This window comes from Lysinibacillus sp. EB106-09-02-XG168, from assembly GCF_058791475.1.
Window position 1 is genome coordinate 2,894,524 of sequence record NZ_JBYTDN010000003.1, and the last position, 21,633, is coordinate 2,916,156.

The 21,633-nt window shown below is 35.2% G+C and carries 24 protein-coding genes; 2 read left to right on the forward strand and 22 right to left on the reverse strand.

Features of this window, described 5'->3' with window-relative positions:
* Positions 1–177: 177 nt before the first annotated feature.
* The 6 genes from argH to AC3WSO_RS15035 all read right to left on the reverse strand — a co-directional run bounded on the left by argH (position 178) and on the right by AC3WSO_RS15035 (position 7,114).
* Positions 178–1,551, reverse strand: a complete 1,374-nt coding sequence (argH, locus tag AC3WSO_RS15010; RefSeq protein WP_492531885.1) for an argininosuccinate lyase — start codon at positions 1,549–1,551, stop codon at positions 178–180.
* 86 nt (positions 1,552–1,637) lie between these two features.
* Positions 1,638–2,828 carry an argininosuccinate synthase gene (locus AC3WSO_RS15015; RefSeq protein ID WP_492531886.1) on the reverse strand — a complete coding sequence of 397 codons (1,191 nt, stop codon included), beginning with the start codon at positions 2,826–2,828 and terminating at the stop codon, positions 1,638–1,640.
* Between the two features lie 664 nt (positions 2,829–3,492).
* Entirely contained in the window at positions 3,493–4,833 is a 1,341-nt protein-coding gene (locus AC3WSO_RS15020) for a serine hydrolase domain-containing protein (RefSeq protein WP_492531888.1), read from the reverse strand.
* A complete protein-coding gene (locus tag AC3WSO_RS15025; protein WP_492531890.1) occupies positions 4,820–5,269 on the reverse strand; it encodes a MarR family winged helix-turn-helix transcriptional regulator in 450 nt (149 codons plus the stop codon). Before AC3WSO_RS15025 ends, AC3WSO_RS15020 begins: the two co-directional genes overlap by 14 nt.
* Before the next feature lie 133 nt (positions 5,270–5,402).
* The gene (locus AC3WSO_RS15030) at positions 5,403–6,158 is read right to left on the reverse strand and encodes an SDR family NAD(P)-dependent oxidoreductase (protein WP_492531892.1); all 756 of its coding nucleotides are present in this window, start codon (positions 6,156–6,158) and stop codon (positions 5,403–5,405) included.
* A gap of 8 nt (positions 6,159–6,166) precedes the next feature.
* A complete protein-coding gene (locus tag AC3WSO_RS15035; protein WP_492531894.1) occupies positions 6,167–7,114 on the reverse strand; it encodes an MBL fold metallo-hydrolase in 948 nt (315 codons plus the stop codon).
* Positions 7,115–7,569: 455 nt separating this feature from the next.
* On the opposite strand from AC3WSO_RS15035, the gene proC reads away from it, so the two are divergent.
* Positions 7,570–8,376, forward strand: a complete 807-nt coding sequence (gene proC / locus AC3WSO_RS15040) for a pyrroline-5-carboxylate reductase (protein ID WP_492531896.1) — start codon at positions 7,570–7,572, stop codon at positions 8,374–8,376.
* 46 nt (positions 8,377–8,422) lie between these two features.
* Positions 8,423–9,433, forward strand: a complete 1,011-nt coding sequence (gene namA / locus AC3WSO_RS15045; RefSeq protein WP_492531898.1) for an NADPH dehydrogenase NamA — start codon at positions 8,423–8,425, stop codon at positions 9,431–9,433.
* Between the two features lie 74 nt (positions 9,434–9,507).
* On the opposite strand, the gene AC3WSO_RS15050 is transcribed toward namA, so the two are convergent.
* The 16 genes from AC3WSO_RS15050 to AC3WSO_RS15125 form a co-directional block, all read right to left on the reverse strand.
* Positions 9,508–9,786: a YuzB family protein gene (locus AC3WSO_RS15050; protein WP_492531900.1), complete on the reverse strand. Its 279-nt coding sequence runs from the start codon at positions 9,784–9,786 to the stop codon at positions 9,508–9,510.
* Positions 9,787–9,872: 86 nt separating this feature from the next.
* The gene (locus AC3WSO_RS15055; RefSeq protein WP_492531902.1) at positions 9,873–10,487 is read right to left on the reverse strand and encodes an Imm43 family immunity protein; all 615 of its coding nucleotides are present in this window, start codon (positions 10,485–10,487) and stop codon (positions 9,873–9,875) included.
* Positions 10,488–10,702: 215 nt separating this feature from the next.
* Positions 10,703–10,957 (reverse strand): DUF7660 family protein, encoded by a 255-nt coding sequence (locus AC3WSO_RS15060; protein ID WP_492531904.1) that lies wholly within the window; start codon positions 10,955–10,957, stop codon positions 10,703–10,705.
* A gap of 110 nt (positions 10,958–11,067) precedes the next feature.
* A complete protein-coding gene (locus AC3WSO_RS15065) occupies positions 11,068–11,487 on the reverse strand; it encodes an SMI1/KNR4 family protein (protein WP_492531905.1) in 420 nt (139 codons plus the stop codon).
* Positions 11,488–11,726: 239 nt separating this feature from the next.
* Positions 11,727–12,080: an immunity 51 family protein gene (locus tag AC3WSO_RS15070; RefSeq protein ID WP_492531907.1), complete on the reverse strand. Its 354-nt coding sequence runs from the start codon at positions 12,078–12,080 to the stop codon at positions 11,727–11,729.
* A gap of 39 nt (positions 12,081–12,119) precedes the next feature.
* Complete coding sequence (locus tag AC3WSO_RS15075) at positions 12,120–12,764, reverse strand: DUF1963 domain-containing protein (RefSeq protein ID WP_492531909.1); 645 nt, start codon at positions 12,762–12,764, stop codon at positions 12,120–12,122.
* A gap of 52 nt (positions 12,765–12,816) precedes the next feature.
* The gene (locus AC3WSO_RS15080) at positions 12,817–13,365 is read right to left on the reverse strand and encodes an imm11 family protein (RefSeq protein WP_492531911.1); all 549 of its coding nucleotides are present in this window, start codon (positions 13,363–13,365) and stop codon (positions 12,817–12,819) included.
* 81 nt (positions 13,366–13,446) lie between these two features.
* Complete coding sequence (locus tag AC3WSO_RS15085) at positions 13,447–14,094, reverse strand: hypothetical protein (protein ID WP_492531912.1); 648 nt, start codon at positions 14,092–14,094, stop codon at positions 13,447–13,449.
* Between the two features lie 522 nt (positions 14,095–14,616).
* Positions 14,617–15,246, reverse strand: coding sequence for a hypothetical protein (locus tag AC3WSO_RS15090; RefSeq protein ID WP_492531914.1), 630 nt, complete (start codon positions 15,244–15,246; stop codon positions 14,617–14,619).
* A 345-nt stretch (positions 15,247–15,591) separates the two neighbouring features.
* Positions 15,592–15,753: a hypothetical protein gene (locus AC3WSO_RS15095; protein ID WP_492531916.1), complete on the reverse strand. Its 162-nt coding sequence runs from the start codon at positions 15,751–15,753 to the stop codon at positions 15,592–15,594.
* Positions 15,754–15,901: 148 nt separating this feature from the next.
* A complete protein-coding gene (locus AC3WSO_RS15100; RefSeq protein ID WP_492534377.1) occupies positions 15,902–16,141 on the reverse strand; it encodes a CPCC family cysteine-rich protein in 240 nt (79 codons plus the stop codon).
* Positions 16,142–16,510: 369 nt separating this feature from the next.
* Positions 16,511–16,957, reverse strand: a complete 447-nt coding sequence (locus tag AC3WSO_RS15105) for a hypothetical protein (RefSeq protein ID WP_492531918.1) — start codon at positions 16,955–16,957, stop codon at positions 16,511–16,513.
* Positions 16,958–17,291: 334 nt separating this feature from the next.
* Positions 17,292–17,717 carry a hypothetical protein gene (locus AC3WSO_RS15110; protein ID WP_492531920.1) on the reverse strand — a complete coding sequence of 142 codons (426 nt, stop codon included), beginning with the start codon at positions 17,715–17,717 and terminating at the stop codon, positions 17,292–17,294.
* Positions 17,718–17,885: 168 nt separating this feature from the next.
* Positions 17,886–18,323, reverse strand: coding sequence for an SMI1/KNR4 family protein (locus tag AC3WSO_RS15115; RefSeq protein WP_492531922.1), 438 nt, complete (start codon positions 18,321–18,323; stop codon positions 17,886–17,888).
* 596 nt (positions 18,324–18,919) lie between these two features.
* Complete coding sequence (locus AC3WSO_RS15120; RefSeq protein WP_492531923.1) at positions 18,920–19,975, reverse strand: hypothetical protein; 1,056 nt, start codon at positions 19,973–19,975, stop codon at positions 18,920–18,922.
* Between the two features lie 321 nt (positions 19,976–20,296).
* Positions 20,297–21,160: an alpha/beta fold hydrolase gene (locus AC3WSO_RS15125; RefSeq protein ID WP_492531925.1), complete on the reverse strand. Its 864-nt coding sequence runs from the start codon at positions 21,158–21,160 to the stop codon at positions 20,297–20,299.
* Positions 21,161–21,633 lie beyond the last annotated feature (473 nt).

Here is a 21,633-nt window from a genome sequence, read left to right on the forward strand (position 1 = left end):
AACCCCAATTCCGCGTCTCCAGAATTGGGGATTGTCCTTCACCTATGTAAGGGGCTCTTTTGCGTTTCACCCTCTGGCTCTAACGAAAAAGGAAAATGGTTTATCATAGTGCCTCGCTGGACAGCTTTAATGAATATCTATGCAAAAGTCACAAGGACATGCACGCTAAAATAATTGTTAAATTAGACAAGCTTTTGCCTTTTCGATTTGGATGATTACTTGATCAAATCCTGTACCACCTAATGAATGACGACGACGAACGGCAGCTTCAGGTGCTAATACATCGTAAATATCCGCTTCGATAAGTTCACTTTCTTTTTTCATGTCTTCAAGCGGTAAATCTAATAAGTAGATGCCCTTTTGAATACATGTGAATACAAGCTTTCCTGTCACTTCATGTGCTTCACGGAAAGGCATACCTTTTGTTGCTAAATAATCTGCAAGCTCCGTAGCATTAGAGAAGTCAGAGTGTACTGCCTGGTGCAAACGCTCTGTATTGACAGTCATCGTGCGAATCATACCTTCAAAAATTTTTAATGAACCAAGAATTGTATGGACTGTATCGAACATACCTTCTTTATCTTCCTGCATATCTTTGTTGTATGTTAACGGTGTTCCTTTAAGAACTGTTAATAAGCCCATTAAGTTCCCGTAAACACGCCCTGTTTTCCCACGAATTAACTCCGCCATATCAGGATTTTTCTTTTGTGGCATAATAGAAGATCCTGTTGAGAAGGCATCATCTAATTCAATAAATTTGAATTCATCTGTCGACCACAAAATAATTTCCTCTGCAAAACGAGATAAATGCGCCATTAATAAAGATGAATTGCTTAAAAACTCAACGATAAAATCACGATCACTCACTGCATCCATAGAATTCGCATATACCTCGCTAAAGCCTAAAAGCTCAGCGGATTTTAAGCGGTCGATTGGGAAAGTTGTCCCCGCCATGGCACCTGCACCTAAAGGCAGAATATCGATACGTTTAAGTGACTCCATAAAACGTTGTTTATCACGCTCTAACATCCAGAAATAGGCCATTAAGTGATGCGCAAATGAGATTGGTTGTGCACGTTGTAAATGTGTATAGCCTGGAGCAATTGTTTCCACATGCTCCTCAGCCTTTTCTAGCAATGTCTTTTGGAATGTCTCTATTAAACCGATTGCTTCCTTCACACGTTTTTTCAAGAAAATATGCATATCTGTTGCTACTTGGTCATTACGGCTACGACCAGTGTGAAGTTTACCGCCGACAGGACCAATTAAATCAATGAGCATTTTTTCGAGGTTTAAGTGAATATCCTCATTAGCAACAGTAAATTCAAGCTCCCCTGCGATAGCTTTCTCTTGTAATTGTGCAAGTCCGCCGAGAATTGTCTCTACGTCAGCTGCTGATAAAATTCCTGTTGCACCAAGCATCGTAACATGCGCAACGCTACCTTCAAGGTCTTCTAGAACAAGCTGTTGGTCAAAGCCAATCGATGCGCCGAACTCGTCCACCCATGCTTCTGCTGATTTTTGGAAACGTCCACCCCAAAGTTTTGTCATAACAGCTCACCTTTTCCTTCATTTCTTTTTGAAAAGGTGCAGCACAGCACAAGTCTATACTACACCTTGCTTGTCAAAATTAATTATTATTTATTTACAGAAGAGTTAACCACTGTTGGCAGACCCCATAGTTCGATGAAGCCTACTGCTGAAGCATGGTTGAATTGGTCTTCTTTAGAGTATGTTGCAAGTTTTTCACTATAAAGTGAATTTGGGGATTTACGTCCTTCCACGATCGCATGACCTTTATAAAGCTTCACGCGCACAGTTCCGTTCACAAATTTTTGTGATTCAGCTAGGAATGATTCCAGTGCTACACGTAACGGAGAGAACCATAAACCATCATAAATTAATTCCGATAATTTTTTCTCAATGACTGGCTTAAAGTGCGCTAACTCTTTTACAAGTGTTAAGTCTTCAAGCTCTTTATGAGCTGTTAATAGCACTTTTGCTCCTGGAATTTCATATACTTCACGAGATTTAATACCAACTAATCGGTTTTCTACATGATCGATACGACCAACACCGTGTGCACCAGCTACTGCATTTAGCTCTTGAATTAAATCAGCTAGCTTCATTTCCTTACCGTTTAAAGCTACTGGCTTACCAGCTACGAATTCAAGTTCTACGTATTCCGCTTCATCTGGAGCGTTTTCAACAGAAACTGTTAAACCGTATGCTTCTTCAGGTGGAGATACCCATGGATCTTCCATTACGCCCGCTTCATTTGCACGGCCCCATAAGTTTTGGTCGATAGAAAATGGTGAATCTAATGTTGCAGGAATCGGTACATTATGTTTCATGGCATATTCGATTTCCTCATCACGGCTCCAGCCCCAATCACGTACAGGTGCTAAAACTTCTAAGTCAGGATTTAACGCTTTGATGGAAACTTCGAAACGAACTTGGTCATTCCCTTTACCTGTGCAACCATGAGCTACTGCGTCCGCACCTACTTGATTCGCAATTTCTACTAATTTTTTTGAAATTAATGGGCGAGAAAGCGCCGATACTAATGGATATTTTTGTTCGTACCAAGTATGAGCTTGTAATGAGATTAATGCATATTCTTCCGCAAACTCATCTTTCGCATCTACCATATATGATTCAATTGCTCCTACTTGTAGAGCTTTATTTTTTACGAATTCAAGATCCTTACCTTCACCAACGTCAAGACATACTGCAATAACGTCCCAGCCTTGTTCTTTTAACCAAGGAATTGCTACAGAAGTATCAAGACCTCCTGAATATGCTAATACTACTTTTTTATTTCCCATAAAAAATGCGCCTCCAATTAATCTATAAGATATGTATGTTTATACACTCAACTAAAAGTTTATACACGAATAGTATCATGTTATAAAAATAAAAACAAGTGTATTTTTATAAATTAATAGACTTTTGTGTTTATTGTAAAAAGTGTGTCATTCCAATACTTTAAGTGCTTTTACAAACTATGAATATTTTTACTCGGAAAAACGATTTTTTACTCGCAACATGAATGTATATAGTATTAATTTCGGGATTGTTAAAGGTTTATCTAATTTCCGTTCCAGATGGAAGCTTTGTTGCTGACGCTTCGCTTTCGCACAGATAAAACCTTCGTTGCTGACGCTGATCCCTGAGGAGTCGCCCATCCTCCACTCCAATCAACCGCTTCACTTAGCGTGTATATTCTTGCATGTCTCTATAATTCTTTGCTTTTTAAACGCTATTAAAAAAGAACCCATTGTGTAAAATGAGTTCTTATGACAACAAAAAGATAAATATTAATTTATGTGTATAAATAAGCAAAGGTTGATTTTTCATTCCGAGTTGGCGCATTCCTCTGGTTTGTCTTCAATCTCCTTGATTGCTAAAAAAGCTAACGTCTACCATCTGTGAATTTATTATGCACAACTGTTTTATTTGTTCTCTCAAATTATAAAACTACGAGAATAGTTATTCCCCTTTAAGCACGTGGTCGTTTATTTTTCTAGCGATCGTTTTTTGACCTTCATTGATAACTGTTAAAATGTCTTGCTTTATCGTTACTAAAACGCCGATACCACGTAAGAAAAATTCATCTTCTTTTATCGCATGTAGCTCAAGTGGCATTGTAGCTGGTAGGAAAATGTATAATCGATCCTCTTGTAACGCTATTTCCACTGCATGTTCAGGATGTTCTTGAAGTTGGTATTTCCCTACATAGCCCCATAAAACGTTGGCTGGTAAATGCACAGCTTTATATTGCTCAGGCTTTTTCGGCAAATGGAACTCATATGTCGTTATTGCTTTTTCAATTGCTTCACCGATCGCTATTTCATAATCCAATTCTTGCTCTTTACTGCGTAAAAATACAAAGATTGTCTTAGACTGCGGGTAAATTTTAAATGTAGTTGCATACCCTGGCCAACCGCCATTGTGCCATATACATTTCCCAAGGTGTTCATCCTCGGATATAATCCAACCCATCCCGTAAGAAAAAGGTTGTTCCGCTGTAAGAGTTGAGGGCTTAAAGGCTTGCACAAGTAAAGCTTCTTCCCAAAGTTGTGACTGAATAACAGCACACCCTAATTTCCATAAGTCCTCTACCGTTGAATAGATCCCGCCATCGCCAGTAATATAATTCAAACAAGTAGTACCTTTCGTTTCCTCAAATTCCGAAGGGTCCACATATTGTCCAGCATATACATCAAACACATAGCCCTGTGCAATTTCATTCCTATATTGTTCAGTAAAAGTAGTTGATGTTACAGTTGTGTTCATCATCTTTAGCGGTTTAAAAATAGCTTCATCCATATATTCAGTATAAGTTTTATTGGTCACACGCTCGATTAAAAGAGCTAATAAGACATAACCGGTATTGCTGTACTCCATTCGTTCTCCTGCTTCAAAAAGTCGAGGTGGCGCCTGTTGAGTTAATAGCTGCAGCACGTCTTCATTTGTAGCAAATGTAGTTTCATCCCAATTTGAAAACAATGCCATATAATCAGGCAAACCTGATGTATGATGTAGTAAGTGGCGTACAGTTATATTTGTGTAAGGTAAATGCTCAAACCATTCGTTAATATCATCATCAAATGTTAATTTCTTTTCTTGTACTAAAAGTAAAATTCCCAATGCTGTAATCGGCTTTGATACTGAAGCTAAGTTAAAACGTTGATGTAGTTCCATAGGTGCGTGTGTTTGAATCGAGGCTTCACCGTAAGCTCCTTGTAATAAAACCGTCTCATCTTGTGCGAGCAGCACAGTACCATTAAACGTATCGTTAAGCTGTTCTTTCACTTTATTCCAATCCATTTGAAATTTCCTCCTCAACAATTTGATTTAGGCGCTGGATTAAGCAACGCAATTGTTCTAAATCTTCCACAGGCATTTTGCTATAAATTTTATCAATAATGAGTTCATTAATTTGCTCATCACGATGAAAATACGCCTCTCCGTTTTCAGCTAACATGACAACCACTTCCCGACGATTGTTAGGATTAATATCGCGTTTTAGGTAGTTTTCTTTTTCAAGTCTCGCTACTATTTGACTCACAGCACTCGGGGAGATTTCCATGAAGTGAGCGATTTCGCCCATTGTACACTTTTTATGCTTATGTACAAAATCGATTACCATCGTTTGTTTCATCGATAAATCATCTTGAAATAGAGCTTCTTGAGCCTTCGCTAATTTTACATTCATTTCATAAGTATATTGATTAATGTCATCAACAATTTGCTTTATATTCATCTTTACCAGCCTTAATATTTTAGTTAACTAAAATGTTAATCTATATAAATTATTTTGTCAATAAAAAGGGAATTTAATTAAAAAAACTGTAAACACGCTCAATTTTCACTTGAGTATGCCTACAGTTAATTACTTACTTTTTATTAAAAAATGATTTACCTAAAAATTCGACGGTTGCAGGTGCCATTGCATATAGCTTGCTCGTTAACCCCATGATCCGTGGTAAATTAACTTCACGAACAGGGCGCTCGATTGTTTTTATCGTAGCTTGTGCAACTTCTTCAGCTGTTAATAAAAATCTCCCTAGAGAATCTCGATAGCCACTTTCATCACTCGCCTTGTCTAAAAAAGGTGTATCGATTGGACCTGGATGTATCGCTGTGACTTTCACATTATACGGAGCTAGTTCCATGCGAAGCCCATTTGTAAAGCCAACAATCGCATGCTTTGTAGCAGCATAAACACTTGCCTTAGGTGTCGCTACCTTTCCTGCCTGCGAGCCGATGAAGATGAGCTGACCTTGCTGGCGTTGTATCATAGGCGCTGCTAGACGTTTTGCTAAATACATCGGTACACTAACATTTAGCTCTACCATTTGTCTAATAGCTTCATCTGGTAATTCAGGTGCAATACCGAATTTACCTACCCCGGCAGATAAAATAGCTACATCGAGAGGCGGTAGCTGTGCACATACTTCATCAATAGTAGCTATATCAGTTAAATCTGCTTGGATCACGTTTGCCCCTACGCGTTCTAATGTTTTCAATGCTACTGTATTGCGTCCTGTCGCATAAACCGAATGGCCTTGTGCTACTAATAATTCTGTTATTTTCAGTCCAACACCACTTGTTGCACCGGTCACAAAGATAGTCTTTTTATTCACGCTCATGTTTACACCTACTTTCTATGAAATAAATAGATACCTTCTTCAGATTTTGTAGATGTAATCAAATTGTTGGCCTCTAAGTAATCTAAATAACCGAGCGTTTTAGACAGTGTCAGACCAAGCTGACGTTGAAAAATTGCTGGGTAAAAGCGCTTCGTTACTTGTACAGCAGTTAATGATTCATCACCAAATAATTCGCAAACCTTCAAAGCTTGCTGATGCTGGCGTGCTAATCGTTTATCAATTAAATCAGGAATATTGTGCAACTCTGCACCATGTCCTGTATACATTGTTTTAACTGGTAATCGTCGTAATATTTCTAGCGATTCATTATATTGTAGTAACGATTTCGTACGTCCTAATGTACGGTCTAGTGGTGGCTCAATTAACGGATTCGGCGTTATTTTTTCAAGCAATAAATCTCCACCAATTACATGATGCGTTTTTTCATCCCAGAAGATTAAGTGACTTTGTGCGTGTCCTAATGTTTCAATAGCCTTTAATCCAGGATGTCCTGGCACTTCATCCCCATCGTTAAGAATTTGTGTTAATGGTCGTTCACCTACAAGCTCTATTTCACGGCGGACATGTACACTCGGTTGAATATATTGTTGAGGAACACCGTGCTCAAATAAGCGTTCACTGTAAAACTGCACATGGTAACGTAAAAAATCCTCGTCATGACGAAGCCATTTATCATTATAGGCATGCCCTAAAATTTCTGCGTTTGGAAAGGCATCCACCCAACCTGCATGATCTGGATGATGATGGGTTAACACAACCTGTTCAATATCTCGCATGTCAAAGCCCGCTGCGCGAATCCCCCATTTTAGCGCATCATAGGCTTCCATTGTTTTTGGACCAACATCAAAAATTGTCAATGCATCGCCTTTGACAACAAATGCATTTACATCTCCTACATCATAGGGTGTTGGTATTTCTATTTTGTATGTAGACAAAAGCTGTTTCCCCCTTTTATGCAACTAGTGAACACCGATTCATTCTATTTTACAAGTTTTTCTTCCTTTCGTCACCCTCCTGTTGACAGGTTGACGTCTTACCAATATAATTTTGAATAATCTAATTATTTTTACGCGTTGATGAAGCCAAGTACGTAATTGGTGAAGGTGTCTTAGAGAGTGTTACATTTGCTGAAAGTAACATCACCCACTCCCATTACCGAACCTACTTCTGAGCAGTTATGAAAACATAACCGTTTCCCTTGCGATAAAAGGGCTATGAGTTGTGCCAAATGGCAAACAAAGGTGGTACCGCGGAGACTACAGCGTTTTCGTCCTTCTTTATAAGGACGAGAGCGCTTTTTTTATCTTCATTAAGAATGCTTGGTAACGAAAGCAAAGCGAAAGCTACAATTACGCCAAGGCGAAATTGACTTTAAACTGGAGGTTTTATCATGAAAAAAATATTATTTATAGGTGCAGGCTCTATGGCGGAGGCCTTGATTCAGGGCTGGATTAAACAAAAGGTATTTACCGCGCAAGAAATTTACGTCACCAATCGCTCAGACAAAGACCGTTTACATTTTTTACATGACACATATGGTGTAAATAGCAATTTTGATGATGCTATTTATCAGAACGCTGATTTAATCATTTTAGCGATGAAGCCTAAAGATGCCATCGCAGCAATGCGTGAACTAAAACCTAAAATTACAGAGCAATCAGCCGTTCTTTCTATTTTAGCCGGTATCGCTATTGCGACTATTATAGAACATTTAGGTGCTCGTCCAGTCGCACGCGTTATGCCTAACACTTCCGCTACTATTGGGATGTCTGCAAGTGGGATTGCATTTAATGACAAAGTGACTGCAGAACAGCGCTCCACTTTCTTACAGCTATTAGAGGCAGTTGGTTCAGTAATTGAGGTGGATGAGGATCAATTACATGCTGTAACGGCTCTTTCAGGGAGTGGCCCAGCTTATATTTATTATTTAATGGAGGCATTTGAACGGGTAGGTACAAAGGTCGGTCTCCCAAAGGATACAGTACGACTATTAATGACGCAAACACTTGCTGGTACTGCGGAAATGCTAAAACAATCCGTCGATGAGCCTGATGTATTACGCCGTAAAGTAACAAGTCCTGGCGGTACAACAGAAGCTGGAATAAAGGCCCTTGAACAATATCACTTTAATGAAGCGATAGAAGCATGTATTAAAGAAGCAGAAGCTCGATCTCGTTCACTTGCAAATAGTAAATAATGGGTGCAAAATAAAAGTATATTACTAGGGATTAGGAGGCTTTATTTTGGCTAAATTATTCGAACCTTATCAATTACAAAATATCTCATTAAAAAATCGTGTTGTGATGGCACCGATGTGTATGTACTCAGCGAAGGATGATGGGCTTGTCACACCATTCCATCAAGTACATTATGCAACTCGGGCTGCTGGTCAAGTTGGTTTAATTATCGTCGAAGCTACAGGTGTTGTACCAGAAGGTCGTATATCTAGTAACGACCTCGGAATTTGGGATGATGCTCATATCGAAGGTTTGCGTCAATTAGTTCAAGGAATGAAGGCATACGGAGCAAAAACTGGCATACAGCTTGGTCACGCGGGACGTAAAGCAACTGTAGATGGTGAAATATTCGCACCGTCAGCCATTACATTTAGCGATGCATATAAAACGCCTACTGAGATGACATTAGAAGACATTGAGTATGTTGTAGAAGCTTTTAAACAAGCAGCTGTCCGAGCAGCTAAAGCAGGCTTTGATGTTCTCGAAATCCATGGTGCACATGGCTATTTAATTAGTGAATTTTTATCACCAGCAACGAATAAACGTAATGACCAATACGGTGGTTCTCAAGAAAATCGTTATCGATTGCTACGTCAAGTCATCGATGCTATTCGCAGTGTTTGGGAAGGTCCTTTACTCGTGCGTGTTTCCGCTGAAGACTATGCAGAAGATGGTACAACAATGGATGACTTTATCGTCTTCAGTCGCTGGATGAAATCACAAAGTGTTGATTTAGTGGATGTTTCTACTGGTGGTGTCGTGCAAGCTCATATAAATGTTTTTCCAGGCTATCAAGTGCCTCATGCTGAAGCGATAAAGCATGGTGCTGATATTCCAACAGGAGTGGTCGGCCTTATTACGACAGCCATTCAAGCAGAGGAAATTTTGCAAAACAATCGTGCTGACTTAATTTTCCTAGCACGTGTTCTTCTTCGTGAGCCCTATTGGCCACTTCATGCTGCCAAGGAATTAGGAGAAGAAGTTCAACCTCCAGTGCAATACGTACGTGGCTGGTAAAAATAACGGGGTAGTCGCTATTCACTATAAAGTAAAAAACAGCTTGTTGATTTATGTTAACAAGCTGTTTTCATTCAATAAAGAGGATTTTGTGTAATTTCTTCATCAATTGCCTTCACTAACGTCTCTGCATCATCTGCAGTGACGACTTCTCCATTGACGATGGCGAAGATCCCTTGCTCACAAATTTCACAATGTGATGTACAGCCGGATTCCTCAATTTCAATATTGGATCTTTCAACTAGTACATCATAGGCATCTGCCGCACCTAGGGATAAGTTTGTAATACAAAACTCTACTCTATTTTTTAATTGCTGCGGCTCTTTCTTTTTCTTAAAAAGAGAAAACACCATCTTTTGATCTCTCCTACTCTCTCATCCAAATGTTTTTAAACAAATTGACTGACAGTCGCTGTTTCTGAAAAATAATCGCTATAATGTTAAGGTTTATACACATCTGCTTCATTTGAAGGGACAAAGGAAATACCTTTCAATTTAAGTTTTTCAGCTTCTTTTTTAAATTCTTCTGAACAAATTATTATATTTAAAAGCTTTGTATTATTAATTAGAAAAACATCTGGAAGAATATTTGATTTTTTCAGTTGTAAATCCCATATTTTTTTTATACGTCCATTTTGCTTATAAAATTCAATATTTGACTTTTCCATATCTATTACATCTTCTAACCTATCATAAAATCGCACATAATAATATTCCTTTGAAGTTATACTTTCCTTATTCTTGTTAACCATATGTAATTTAGTATATTGAAAATTATTGATTTCAAATTTTAATAATAGATTTAGAAATTCTGTAGAGATGAAAAAACCTTGACTATCCCATCTCAAATCAAATGCATATTTTATATCTTTTGTAATAAACCATAATTCTTCAGGCAGTTCTGTCATAATATTTCTTGTGGTTCTCCATTCCCCAGCATCAGAGTCTCTCGCTTCAAAAGGATCTTTTTCAAAGAATTCTGTATGCATAATCCCTTCTAGGTAAGTAGGACAAAAAATACCTTCTTTTTTAAAAATCGCATATGTATTTCCCATATTTAAAACGCCATTCCTTTCATTTAAGTTAATCTACCACTCAAGGTTTTAGTTATAATTTTTTCAGAAATAATTTTCTTTCATACATTCTCTCAGCTCAAGACTGCTAGCTGTTTTGGTCCTCGTGTCGTCCCAGAAGAGGAATAAACAATAACTATACAAAAAAACTCCAATTCTCACATATATAAAATTACATTGATTGTTAAAGCATATTGTTATTCATAGATCTTACCGACATAGAATATGGTAGCTAAGAAATTCCAATCAATGTTATTTGGTACGGGTAAACCACTATTCATATAGTAGCCCTTCATATCCTCTATCCATGATTCAATTGCTTCAAGATAGTAATTAATAGATTTATTTTCCCATTCGTCTACATTAAGTTTAAAATCCTTTGAAAGCATATTTAAAAACTCTAAAAATTCATCCTTCGTAGTTACTTGTTCGATTTTCTCATATATTTCCATATATTATCACCTTTCTATTTTAGCTTTAGTGCCTGCGTTCTATTTGAATTAAAAACAGCTTTTTACGATACACAACGGCAATATTTTCACGCCATTTTTATCCTTTCGCACTAATCCTGTTGGTAGTATTCGGGATCTTCGATAATCTTAAATAAAAATTCCTCAAGAGAGTTTGCAATCTTTCTTTCGTTATCATAGACAGCATTTTGTTCTCCATCCGTTAATCCGATTGAAAAAGGCACTGATTCCCACCCAATAAAGAAGACTAATTTACTTTCTTCATCGTAGCTTGGATAAGCATCAAAAAAACCTTGCCTTAACCGAAAATCCCTAATTGATGCGGGACTCAATACACAATTTTCGTCAAGCTCTTCTTCGCCCACAAAAGACCCATAACCGATCTCCGTCAAAAATAGCTTTAGTTCTTTTGGAAAAACAATACCCAGTTCATCTTCCACTCGTTCAATTTCATTATTTTTTATTTTGGAAAACTGAAGACCAAGGTTATCTTTAAAAAATGAAAATTTCATTGAGCAGTCGTCCTTTCATTCTGCAAGTTAAATGGACTTCCTTTCTTGTAACAACTTATTGATTTCATCTTTTTTGTGAGAGTAATGTCTTTTTTTAGGGTGAAATGCAACCTCTCTTAGTGATGGACATTCTAACAATGGTGATAAATCTCCACTTTTACAATTCCAAAAATTTATTTTATGCAAATTCCGAAAATGAAAATGGTGCATGTTTCGCAAACAAACTGAAAAAAACACCTTTAATCCAATTCTGCACGAGAAAATAAATCCGTAATAGCCGATTCATCTTCGCATGTATTTTTAAATGAAATAGCAAACTTCTCTAACGCTTCTTTATCGAAGGAATAAGCACAAAACATGCTAGCTTCGGAATCAAACTTGACAATACCCTTTAGTTCAGGCTTTTTTTCTTCAAGAAAGACAATCGCCAACGATTCCCAATCATAGCCTCCTCCTTCAAATCCCTCTTCAGCTCGTGTATCAAAAATCTCTTGCTTATATTCCCCAACATTTAAGCATAACGACGCAGAGCCCCTATCATGATCCACCCAAAAAAACGGAGCTATTATCTGTTTATTATTATTCAAATTCATCTTACCCCTCCATTAAAAATAAAATTTCAAGTCATCTTTCTAAGTGCATTGTGTAAAAAAAACACCTGCATGATTTTGTTCAACATTTATATTTAAAAACAAATATCCGACCGAGTCACTAAGGCTAAACACATCATGGAATCCTTCAGGAAAATCACCGCTATAAATTTGTAGACAAAATTGATAATCATCCAAACCCATATCTTCTACTTGTAACAGAGATGGTTTATCGCCAATCAACGAACCACAGTAAATCTCTATATCATCTAAATCTTCTTCATCAACTTCTTCAAAATCAAAATCCATATCTTCACCCAAAATGAACTTTTGTGCTGGAATTAGAAAATCTGATTCATTTCGAATATTACCAGCTTTGTGTAATAATACTTTTGTATAACCTTTTTTAATATTATTCAACTCTTCTTGATCTCCATGAAAAGTGATTGAATCTAAAAAGTAATCATCTTTCTTATACGTTGTAAAAACGGATAGCACCTGTTCTTTTGGTAAGTTTACATGTAGAGTTTCATTAAGAAAATCCGTTGGTAAACATAATATAAGTGTTAATTTATCTCCATCTGGATTTAATGGCCAATCAATATTTTCAGGCAAGAAGCTATATCCGCCAAGACGAGCTAGATTAGATTCATTATCTACATCATTAAAAATAACTTCAATTGACATTTTATTTAATACCACCCTTATTTTCTATGTATATAACTTTCAAATCGTTTTTCTATTCTGGTTCCCTCCTAGCTCTCCCTACCTCCTTAAAATACAATCCACTAATTCCGTTTTTTTCAATAAAATCTTTAAATTTTTGTGTACAAAAATAAAAGCTAATTTTACTGTCTCTAAATAAAGTTTCATTTTCTATTTTGTCTAAATTAAATTTGATGTTTTCTTCTCGCAACATGGCAAGAGATTCTTGGATATCTAAACCATCAAAATTAATTGCCGGCAATACATTCGTTACATTTATATAAATATATTCCTCTGAAATCCCTTTTATTTTTATTGGAAAGGTTTCTAAACTGTCAGAAAATTCCTTGATAAAAAGCTTTTCAAATTTCTTTTTTACTATAAATGTAGCTCCAAAACAACGTGAATCAAAATCTAACAATTTCCCTTTATCAAGTTTATCTTCTGAAATACCAAAAACCTCTGCATTCCACTCCAGAGTAATTTTCTGTCCCTTAAAAGTTGAAAAAAGACGAACATCCTCCTTATTCAAAAAAGTTAAATCTTTATAATCATAGTCATTTTCAAATCTATATACTTTCATTAACAACACCCCTTTTCACGTATTCTCTACATTTGTTTCAAAATCTTTACTTCCAAATGAACTCAAGCAATTTTGGATTTATTAGCCATATAAATATTCGATATAATTTTCAATAAGTTCATCGTTATGGTTTATCTTACTTAGCATCTCTTTTAAATCTTCTATAAAGCCTTCGAGCAATTCACAAGATTCGTCATCTATTATTTCCCCATTATACTTTTCCTGTATTAATTCTAATGTAATGGAGAGATAATCCAGAAAATCAGAAAAAGAATTTGCAATCGGAAAAAGAGTACCTGATTCATAAGATGCCATAACCGGTGAGCCTTCTCTATCAGTTACAACCACAACAGGATCATCATTTATATCTGCAATGACAAGCCAAAATGGACTCCATTTTGGATCTTCTTTCAGATCCGTTCCAATCCAACGAAACCCCTCTTGCCTATAGATAAGGTTTTCAGGAGACCAAAGATAAAGAGGTGCGTTCCCTAAATCGATGCTCGTGCTTTTTAGCTTGTGACCATCATGACGAACATCACAAATTATTTCGCAATGTTCATAAAAAAACTTCAATTCAGGAGAAAGATAAATTTTTTCATCTACCTGTAGAGTTACTAATGCCGACCTATAACGTACACCACCGTTCTTTACAACTGGGGATTCTTCTTGCGGATATTTATTCAATGTCTGTATAAATCTAAATACTGAATCCTCTATTTGTTTCACAAAAGATCAATCCTCTCGTTTATTAATTACATTGCTGCTCTAAAACGAGAAGCAGTGATATATGACAAGTTTCTCAACACACGATAACCTAATTCATCCTAGCTACTCACAATCCAATGGTATTTGCCTCTCTTTGATTACTTGGCAAAATGGGTCTTGTACTAGCTTTACAGTTACATGCTTATTTCAGTCCCACTTAACAAACCATTTTTGTTCTAGCCAAACGTTTCTACTTCGGAACATAACAGAACGTGTTATACAATACTATTTTATACAATTATATTATATATAAGGTATAAAACACCAAATTTAGAATTCTATTTCTAACAAAAAAACATATGTAAAAAAAGGACTTTATGACATCTTCTTTACATATGTTTTCGGATTTTTTAATTAGCTTTCATAAAATATGAAGTCCAAAGATATTTAAAGATTCAGATACAAGTCGGCGGATGATTTTGCCACGGAATAGACTCCTATATAGTTTTATATCCTGTGCTTGAATCCTATCTCTTATAACAACTATGAATATTGCCAATATCCTACTATCGGATTCTTTATCGAATCCTCCGTCACAATTGCATACAAATATACAGCACCAAACCCAAATGGAAGACTAGTTCTTGAATCGAAAACCCCATCTGGATAACCGTCCTCATCTATTTGACACAAGAAACTATATGTATCTTTTTCTAATTCTATGTAATAATATTCTTCTTCTTGGATAAGGAAGGGATTACCCCCATATTTAATAAAAAAAGGTGTATTGAAAGCTTGTTCTTCACTCACAATAATCCCTTCTGATATATAGTGTTTAACTATTCCAAATTCGGTATAAGTAGAAGCCAAACTTTCTTCCGAATTCGGATGTTCGAACGCGTACAATGAGCAGTTTGGATAGATATTTTTTGAAACACGATTTTCGTACTCTTTTGGTATAAAGATAGAAATCATATTATTATTATCTAGCGGACTTACAAAACAAAGATAGAAGCGATATTCAGATTCAGTTTCATTAAAAAGTTCACTTTTATCGTCGAAATACGCTGGAGCATTTCCACCAATCCATCCATTACCTACATTCTGGTTCTTGTCTAACTGAAATATAATACTTTCTTTTCGCTCAACTAATATGTTATTTTTATTCTCCATATTATTTATCCAAATAACTTAATTCGGATTTCCCCCTTTGGATTTAGTTACTTTCTACAGATTAATCCATGTCTTTCAGACGACATCATTCCGTTACCAAAGTATTCTTACTTCCATACATCGCCATTCGGTTCTGTTTTCTTAATCAAGAGGTCCTACTCATCATAGCTGAAAATCCTAGTCTAAGAAGAGAAAAGAGAGTAAATATTACATCTCTTCCAGCTCATATTGCAAACTTAGGTTTACAATCACTTTACAAACTTCCTCTAATAACTTACTTTCTTGAACGCTTCTGTTACCAATAGTCCAGATGTATATCTCACCCTTGTCATTTTCTATAGTACATCATCGATTCCAATTAAAATCGTCATATGGAAATACAATTACTTTTTGATCCATAATTACATCTTTATACATTTCATTAGACTTTAGGACAGAGAATATCTCTTCGATTACCAAATCAATTTTTTCTTTTTCTTCAAGAACTATACTGTACTCAATACCCATATTAATTTACACCTATCTTCATGATTTCATCATCTACGGCAGACAGTCTACTATTTATTCTATGATATACCGATATAACATTTTCTTTGCATATGTTTCCGGAGTTTATGTTCAACCGTAAATCATTCAACAATCCAGCTAATCATTACTACTTTGAATTCTCATTTCCTTTCTTAAAAGGAATTAAATTTATATCAATTTCTATGAGCTTGCTCTCTCTGTAGTTCCTGAGTGTTGAATGATTTGCATAACTATATTTGTCTTGATTGGCTTCTGATTTGCCATCATCCTCCCAAAAACATACTGGGCAAACATCATATTTACCACGTGAGTCTAATGTTAAGTACCCACAGCAGTGACATTTGAATACCTCCTTTTCTTTGCCTATAACAGTGTAATTTTTCTTTGAAACAGTCTTTAATAAATTTTTCTAAAAATTCATTTGAAACACCAGCAAAAACTATTTGGCAATAGAAGTTAATTAAAAAATTTTGTACCTCATCAGAATATAAATCACTGTATTCAATAGAATCTCCGTTATCATCTAAATAATCAGTATAAAGTATATCCTTTAATTCGTTTTCAGATAAACATGATATTTTATAAATAGAATAATATTTAAGCGCAAAGTTCCTACTTAACTTGGGCATTTAATTTTAACCTTCGATAAGCTAAAATCTTTCACATATCCATACAATGTTGGATTATTTGCTCCAAACCAATTGGATCGTGTCCACCGGTAGGACTATAATACAAATCAATCTAGCTCGTTGACAGAATATGTCGATGCTATTATTTCAATAAAGCTATCATATCCCTTAACAATATAATGCTTCAAATTGAACCTATTTCTGGGGTCGTACTTCTTTATATTTTCCTGTAAATGTTTAGAATCTATCACCTCATAAAATCGTGAATCTGGATGATGAAGTCTTTCTTCATCATTCTCCAAGTGATTTCCGATAGATGATTCCTCAGAAATAGAAAAATCATTATAATTGAATTCATCGAAATTTACCGTTACGCATTTAACTTCGGCTACAATTGAAAAAATAATTTCTATGTTAACACATTTCTCATTATCTATGCTCTTTAATGGTATAGCACCAACCTCAATTCTCACGCTACCCGATTCTGTATAAACTAACTCTAAATCAGTAGTAGATATTTTGTATATAAAATTTAAGGGCATTAAAGTTATCATTCTTAAAACCTCCCGAATTTAAACAATTTAATTCTTCCTAAAAAGTCCAGAACCATTTTTTTCTTAGTAATCGATATTGTTATTTATGGAGGTCATTATTTATAATAGCACCAGTTCTTGTTAACTCATCAAAGCCAATTTTCTTAATGATATTTCCCTTCGTATCACGTGCAAAAAGTTTAGTCAGAGGACAAATCACAACATATCGTAGAAATAACTTTTAATTATAAAATTTTATAAAGAACGAGTCCCTTTTAATTGGAATTCGTGTTTTCATTATTTATATAAATCCATCTCCATTGATTTTATTCTAGATCTTCACTTAACTGTCTTATTAATTGCTCTTATCCTCTTTTTCATCAGCTATTCTAATTCCATCTGGCAAAATAAGATTGTATTCTTGAGCCACAACTTCAATAACTTCATCATAACATTCAAGAAAATAATGCTTAAACCCCTTTTGAATCAGTGTCTTTTCCTTATTCAAAAATTCGGAATCAATCGCTTCACAAAAGCACGTATCCAATAAATTTTCGTTAAAATAATCTAGACTACAAAGTCCAAACTTGATTACATTTTTAAAAATAAAAGAGATATCAATGTATCGTTCTGCTGTAGAATTATTTGATACCAACGCTGTTGCTAAATTTAACGAGAGTTCAACTTCTCTTGGATAACGATCCATTATTACCTTTTTTAAAATCAACGCATCTCTAGCATCGATTACACCAACTGTTGTATCAATAAATTTGGTTCTCATTTTGCCCTCCGTATTTTATGAGTTAAAGGTAGGTTTTCAGTCATCATAACAAAATCTATCAAAAGTACTTTTTAAGGGGCTTCCAGCGATTGAGATTGTTTCCTCATTACACGGAGAGAATTTTGTTAAGAAAAGAGTTTTTACATCTTCCCTACACATCTTCTGGAATTAATCATCTTCACATTTTTCAAGATTATTTATGAAGGTTACAAAGCTGTTTGATAAAAAATTAATGCATCTTTCCGTAACCTCCCCCAAGTCCATCCAGATAAGAACGACACTACCGTTTTCTAGATCCATGCAAAATAAATTACCACCCCAATCATTTGCAAACGGCAGATATTTTTCTGGAAGTGCACCTCTATTTATGAAATCTAGGTAGCTTTCTTCTAGTAAACTTGAGCTCTTTTTATATTTAATTGAAGAAAAAGTGGCAATTTCCGTTTCAAAGTCAATATCTTGCGCATAATAACAAGGTTTAACTGGAACGCCACCATTATATTGTAAATAATGTTTTTTTAGCTGTTCTGGTAAATTAAATCCTAATTTCGTTTCTACATCGTTTAAATCGCTTATTGTTAGTTGAGTAGAACATTCTATAAACATCCTCTTCACTCCTTAGTAACTACTTATTTATTATTTTTCTTGATTCATTAAGAACCCCTAATTTATAGCAAAAAAGTGATTGGGCACATGGCCAAACAATCTTTTACATCTAGCAAGACATAGTCCGTATCCAGCCTCCCAAACGCTCACACCCATATTATTACTAATAATACTATAAATCACTTAAGTTGTAATTCCAGTGAAAGGAAATCTCTGAATCAAAAACTAAAGTTTCAAGGCTTTTTACATTTCTGAAGCCGCTGTAAAAACAAAAAACATATGCAAAAGAAGGATTTAATACCTTCTCGCATATGCTTTTAAAAAAGAGCTTTCCATAATGCTGCCTTAAAAAAATTAAAATTATATAGTGAAAATTCTTCATCAACTAACAAACCTAACCTTATAACTTTTAAACCAGTTAGTATAGTGACCGAACTGTTTGATTTCTACAAACTTCAAGTACTCGTCAAACTCAAATATGTCAACGATATCTTATACTAAAGCTGATTTTCTAAATTTCAATTTATATGCTAAACGACCGCTCCCAATCGATAGCAGCATAGTTGCAGGATATACATTTAACGCAACTCCATTATTTAAAAGAAACTATAGTTAATAATCGGTTCGATATTTTCTACCTTTTCTTCACTTCTCTGAAGAATATACATTGGAATCATTTCGTTTCCGAGAGCACCTGACCAAGTACATAGCGAAAGATCAATTTTTTCACCAGCACCTTCTAATTGTATTTTAGGCCATTCTTTTTCTAGACACGCTGGCCATGTAAGCAATTCATCGCCAGGAATAATTGATAACTCTTTTATCTCTTTTTTAATCTTATATGTTCCACTGACTATGCATTCATCAAAAATAATTGATTTATTCATCGCTTGAATATAATAATGCCAAGGTTTAATACCCCAAGTAATAATCAGCATACCTTCTTCAAAACATTTATCAACTAAATCGGTTGTAGTAAATAAATCAACAAGATTAATTGGCCCATTTCCAACTTCATTGCTTATAAATTCACTAAAGAGCTTAAGATCGACCATAAAAAAACCTAAATTCCCCAAGCTTCCGTATACTGAAGACTTAGCAAGCTTTTTGTTTCTTTGAATTTCAATAGCGTTTCTAAATATCAGCACATAAACCGTAATTGTTTCAATTTTTTGTTCATAATCCGTAAAATACTGAGGGGCTTCAGATGATAAAAAATCAGGCTGATGTATACCTTGTCGAAAAACTTGAATCTTCATATCATATTTCCCGTTCAATTCTATACAATCCTTCTGATAAGAATTTACCCCTTGTAATACCCCATCCCTAAGAGCTTGTTGAATAGCCTCACTTTCGCTATTTTTAAGTAACTCGAAGTCATTTTCATATGTATAGCGAATAAAATCCTTTTCCAAAAATGATACATTTTTATATGTTGTTTCTGATAAGTTTTCACCTAATATAGCGGAGTCCAACAGGTATTGTTTATCATCGCTCACTTCTTCAACAATCAATTTTAGCCTACAAATTTCGTATTCACTTAAAGCATCAGTAAAAGGGATTTCTAGTGTTAAACCTTTAGTTTGCAGTTGTGCATTTTTTAAACGACTGGAACAATAACCTTGTTCCAACCACAAAGCCATATTTTTCATTAATTTCACCTCTGATATATAGATGCCCTTTTCGAACGTTTTCCAAAAAGTAAAAAATCAAGAGTAGCATTATAATCCGAAATCTTAGGATTTATGCTACTCTTTTTGTGCTCCATAAGTACACCTTCCAAATAACACCTTCATAGTATCAAAAATCAGTAAACCCGTTCAATAGCGTTTTTACGAAAAAATTATATCTATATACTCTTTATATTCTAATGGAATTGGTCTACCAAAAATCAAATCTTTTAAAGGATCTACGTTTTTTCCCAAACTTATAACAAAGATAAAGTCGTTCATTAAATTCTGCATAAATTAGAGTTACTCAACACTTAAAAAATCAACGATCATTTTCTGTTCCCGCTCCGGCATCATATGCATGTGTCCGCACCCTTTTAACAAATGAGCCGTGTTATTTGGTATGATTCTTTGGGCTCTTGGTAATACTTTTTTCGCTGGAAATAGACAATCTTTTTCTGCTGCCATAATAAGCGTCGGAGCTTTACACTGTTGCATTAATTGTTCGCTCACATTGGATGGCATCCCTATTTTTGTTTTTACATGATCAAAACTATCTTTCACCATATCCAAAGTATCTTTATCAAGAATTTCTTCGTTAATAGCCATAAATAAAGCAGTTTTTTTTATATATTTTTCTTTCTTTGTTAGTTTATATTTTAGTAGTGGTATCATCATTTTTACAGTACTGATTGGAAAGGCATTGTTAATACCCGATGGCACAATTAATACGGATTTTTTTACTTTCTCTGGTTTGGTACACATCAGTTTTGCCAGAACCCCGCCTCCAAACGAAGTCCCAAAACAAGCTATTCTCTCAAATCCAAGCGCTGTTATAACGTCACTTGCCCACTTTCCATAATCATAATTGCGAGGGGAAAGGTTAACCTCATCACTTTTTCCAGGGTGGCCAATAATATCAACCGCATAGATATGGAAATCCTTAAGCAGGAATCTGTACATTAATAAATTATAGGCAGTCGTACTATTCCCTCCATGAAATACTAACAATGGTTCACCCGATAAATTGCCAGTTTCAATAATATGTGTTCTTCCGAAACGGGTATGAACGTAAACATCCTTACATGAATAATCCAACTTCCTCAATTGAGCATCATAAAGCTTTAGTGACATTTCTCTTCCAAATTGTGTTTTGTATATACTCATATAACCCTCTCTTATACGTTATCTTACCCATTAATTTAATTATGGTCAGATTCCATCAAACGTGTTCCAACCACCTGACATCATATTTTCCGCCAATTTACGTTTGAAAAAGCTTTTGTGATTGTACTTCCCTATCTATAACTTCCCCAAAATAGCCAACATTGTGTGACTGCAGATATCCATCCCAAACCGATACGATTATACTGATTTAACGCTGCTTCATCTTGGAAAAGAATAGTCGGTAAGAAGCTTTACCGTTGTAGTTCTAGATGTTTTTACACAAACACTTTTCACTAAACTCTACAAATATTACTAGAGTCTTATTGGCATCCATTTTTTACAGGCCCTTATTCTAATTGAGAACATTCATATAATAAATTATTTTTAAAGTCATCCGCAGATACGCATATAACTTCATCATCTTCTGGAACTTTGAATACAACTACATGCGTTCCCTCTTCAGACAGGTTAGG

What these genes read in the sequence shown, in the direction of transcription:
- AC3WSO_RS15055 (WP_492531902.1), bottom strand. Translation starts at nt 10,487, where the DNA reads ATGGGAAATACATATGCGATTTTTAAAAAAGAAGGTATTTTTTGTCCT.
- AC3WSO_RS15105 (WP_492531918.1), bottom strand. Translation starts at nt 16,957, where the DNA reads ATGATAACTTTAATGCCCTTAAATTTTATATACAAAATATCTACTACT.
- AC3WSO_RS15095 (WP_492531916.1), bottom strand. Translation starts at nt 15,753, where the DNA reads ATGGGTATTGAGTACAGTATAGTTCTTGAAGAAAAAGAAAAAATTGAT.
- AC3WSO_RS15065 (WP_492531905.1), bottom strand. Translation starts at nt 11,487, where the DNA reads ATGAAATTTTCATTTTTTAAAGATAACCTTGGTCTTCAGTTTTCCAAA.
- AC3WSO_RS15025 (WP_492531890.1), bottom strand. Translation starts at nt 5,269, where the DNA reads ATGAATATAAAGCAAATTGTTGATGACATTAATCAATATACTTATGAA.
- AC3WSO_RS15015 (WP_492531886.1), bottom strand. Translation starts at nt 2,828, where the DNA reads ATGGGAAATAAAAAAGTAGTATTAGCATATTCAGGAGGTCTTGATACT.
- proC (WP_492531896.1), top strand. Translation starts at nt 7,570, where the DNA reads ATGAAAAAAATATTATTTATAGGTGCAGGCTCTATGGCGGAGGCCTTG.
- AC3WSO_RS15075 (WP_492531909.1), bottom strand. Translation starts at nt 12,764, where the DNA reads ATGTCAATTGAAGTTATTTTTAATGATGTAGATAATGAATCTAATCTA.
- AC3WSO_RS15020 (WP_492531888.1), bottom strand. Translation starts at nt 4,833, where the DNA reads ATGGATTGGAATAAAGTGAAAGAACAGCTTAACGATACGTTTAATGGT.
- AC3WSO_RS15030 (WP_492531892.1), bottom strand. Translation starts at nt 6,158, where the DNA reads ATGAGCGTGAATAAAAAGACTATCTTTGTGACCGGTGCAACAAGTGGT.
- AC3WSO_RS15110 (WP_492531920.1), bottom strand. Translation starts at nt 17,717, where the DNA reads ATGAGAACCAAATTTATTGATACAACAGTTGGTGTAATCGATGCTAGA.
- AC3WSO_RS15090 (WP_492531914.1), bottom strand. Translation starts at nt 15,246, where the DNA reads ATGGAGAATAAAAATAACATATTAGTTGAGCGAAAAGAAAGTATTATA.
- AC3WSO_RS15125 (WP_492531925.1), bottom strand. Translation starts at nt 21,160, where the DNA reads ATGAGTATATACAAAACACAATTTGGAAGAGAAATGTCACTAAAGCTT.
- AC3WSO_RS15115 (WP_492531922.1), bottom strand. Translation starts at nt 18,323, where the DNA reads ATGTTTATAGAATGTTCTACTCAACTAACAATAAGCGATTTAAACGAT.
- AC3WSO_RS15120 (WP_492531923.1), bottom strand. Translation starts at nt 19,975, where the DNA reads ATGAAAAATATGGCTTTGTGGTTGGAACAAGGTTATTGTTCCAGTCGT.
- AC3WSO_RS15050 (WP_492531900.1), bottom strand. Translation starts at nt 9,786, where the DNA reads ATGGTGTTTTCTCTTTTTAAGAAAAAGAAAGAGCCGCAGCAATTAAAA.
- AC3WSO_RS15080 (WP_492531911.1), bottom strand. Translation starts at nt 13,365, where the DNA reads ATGAAAGTATATAGATTTGAAAATGACTATGATTATAAAGATTTAACT.
- AC3WSO_RS15060 (WP_492531904.1), bottom strand. Translation starts at nt 10,957, where the DNA reads ATGGAAATATATGAGAAAATCGAACAAGTAACTACGAAGGATGAATTT.
- argH (WP_492531885.1), bottom strand. Translation starts at nt 1,551, where the DNA reads ATGACAAAACTTTGGGGTGGACGTTTCCAAAAATCAGCAGAAGCATGG.
- AC3WSO_RS15070 (WP_492531907.1), bottom strand. Translation starts at nt 12,080, where the DNA reads ATGAATTTGAATAATAATAAACAGATAATAGCTCCGTTTTTTTGGGTG.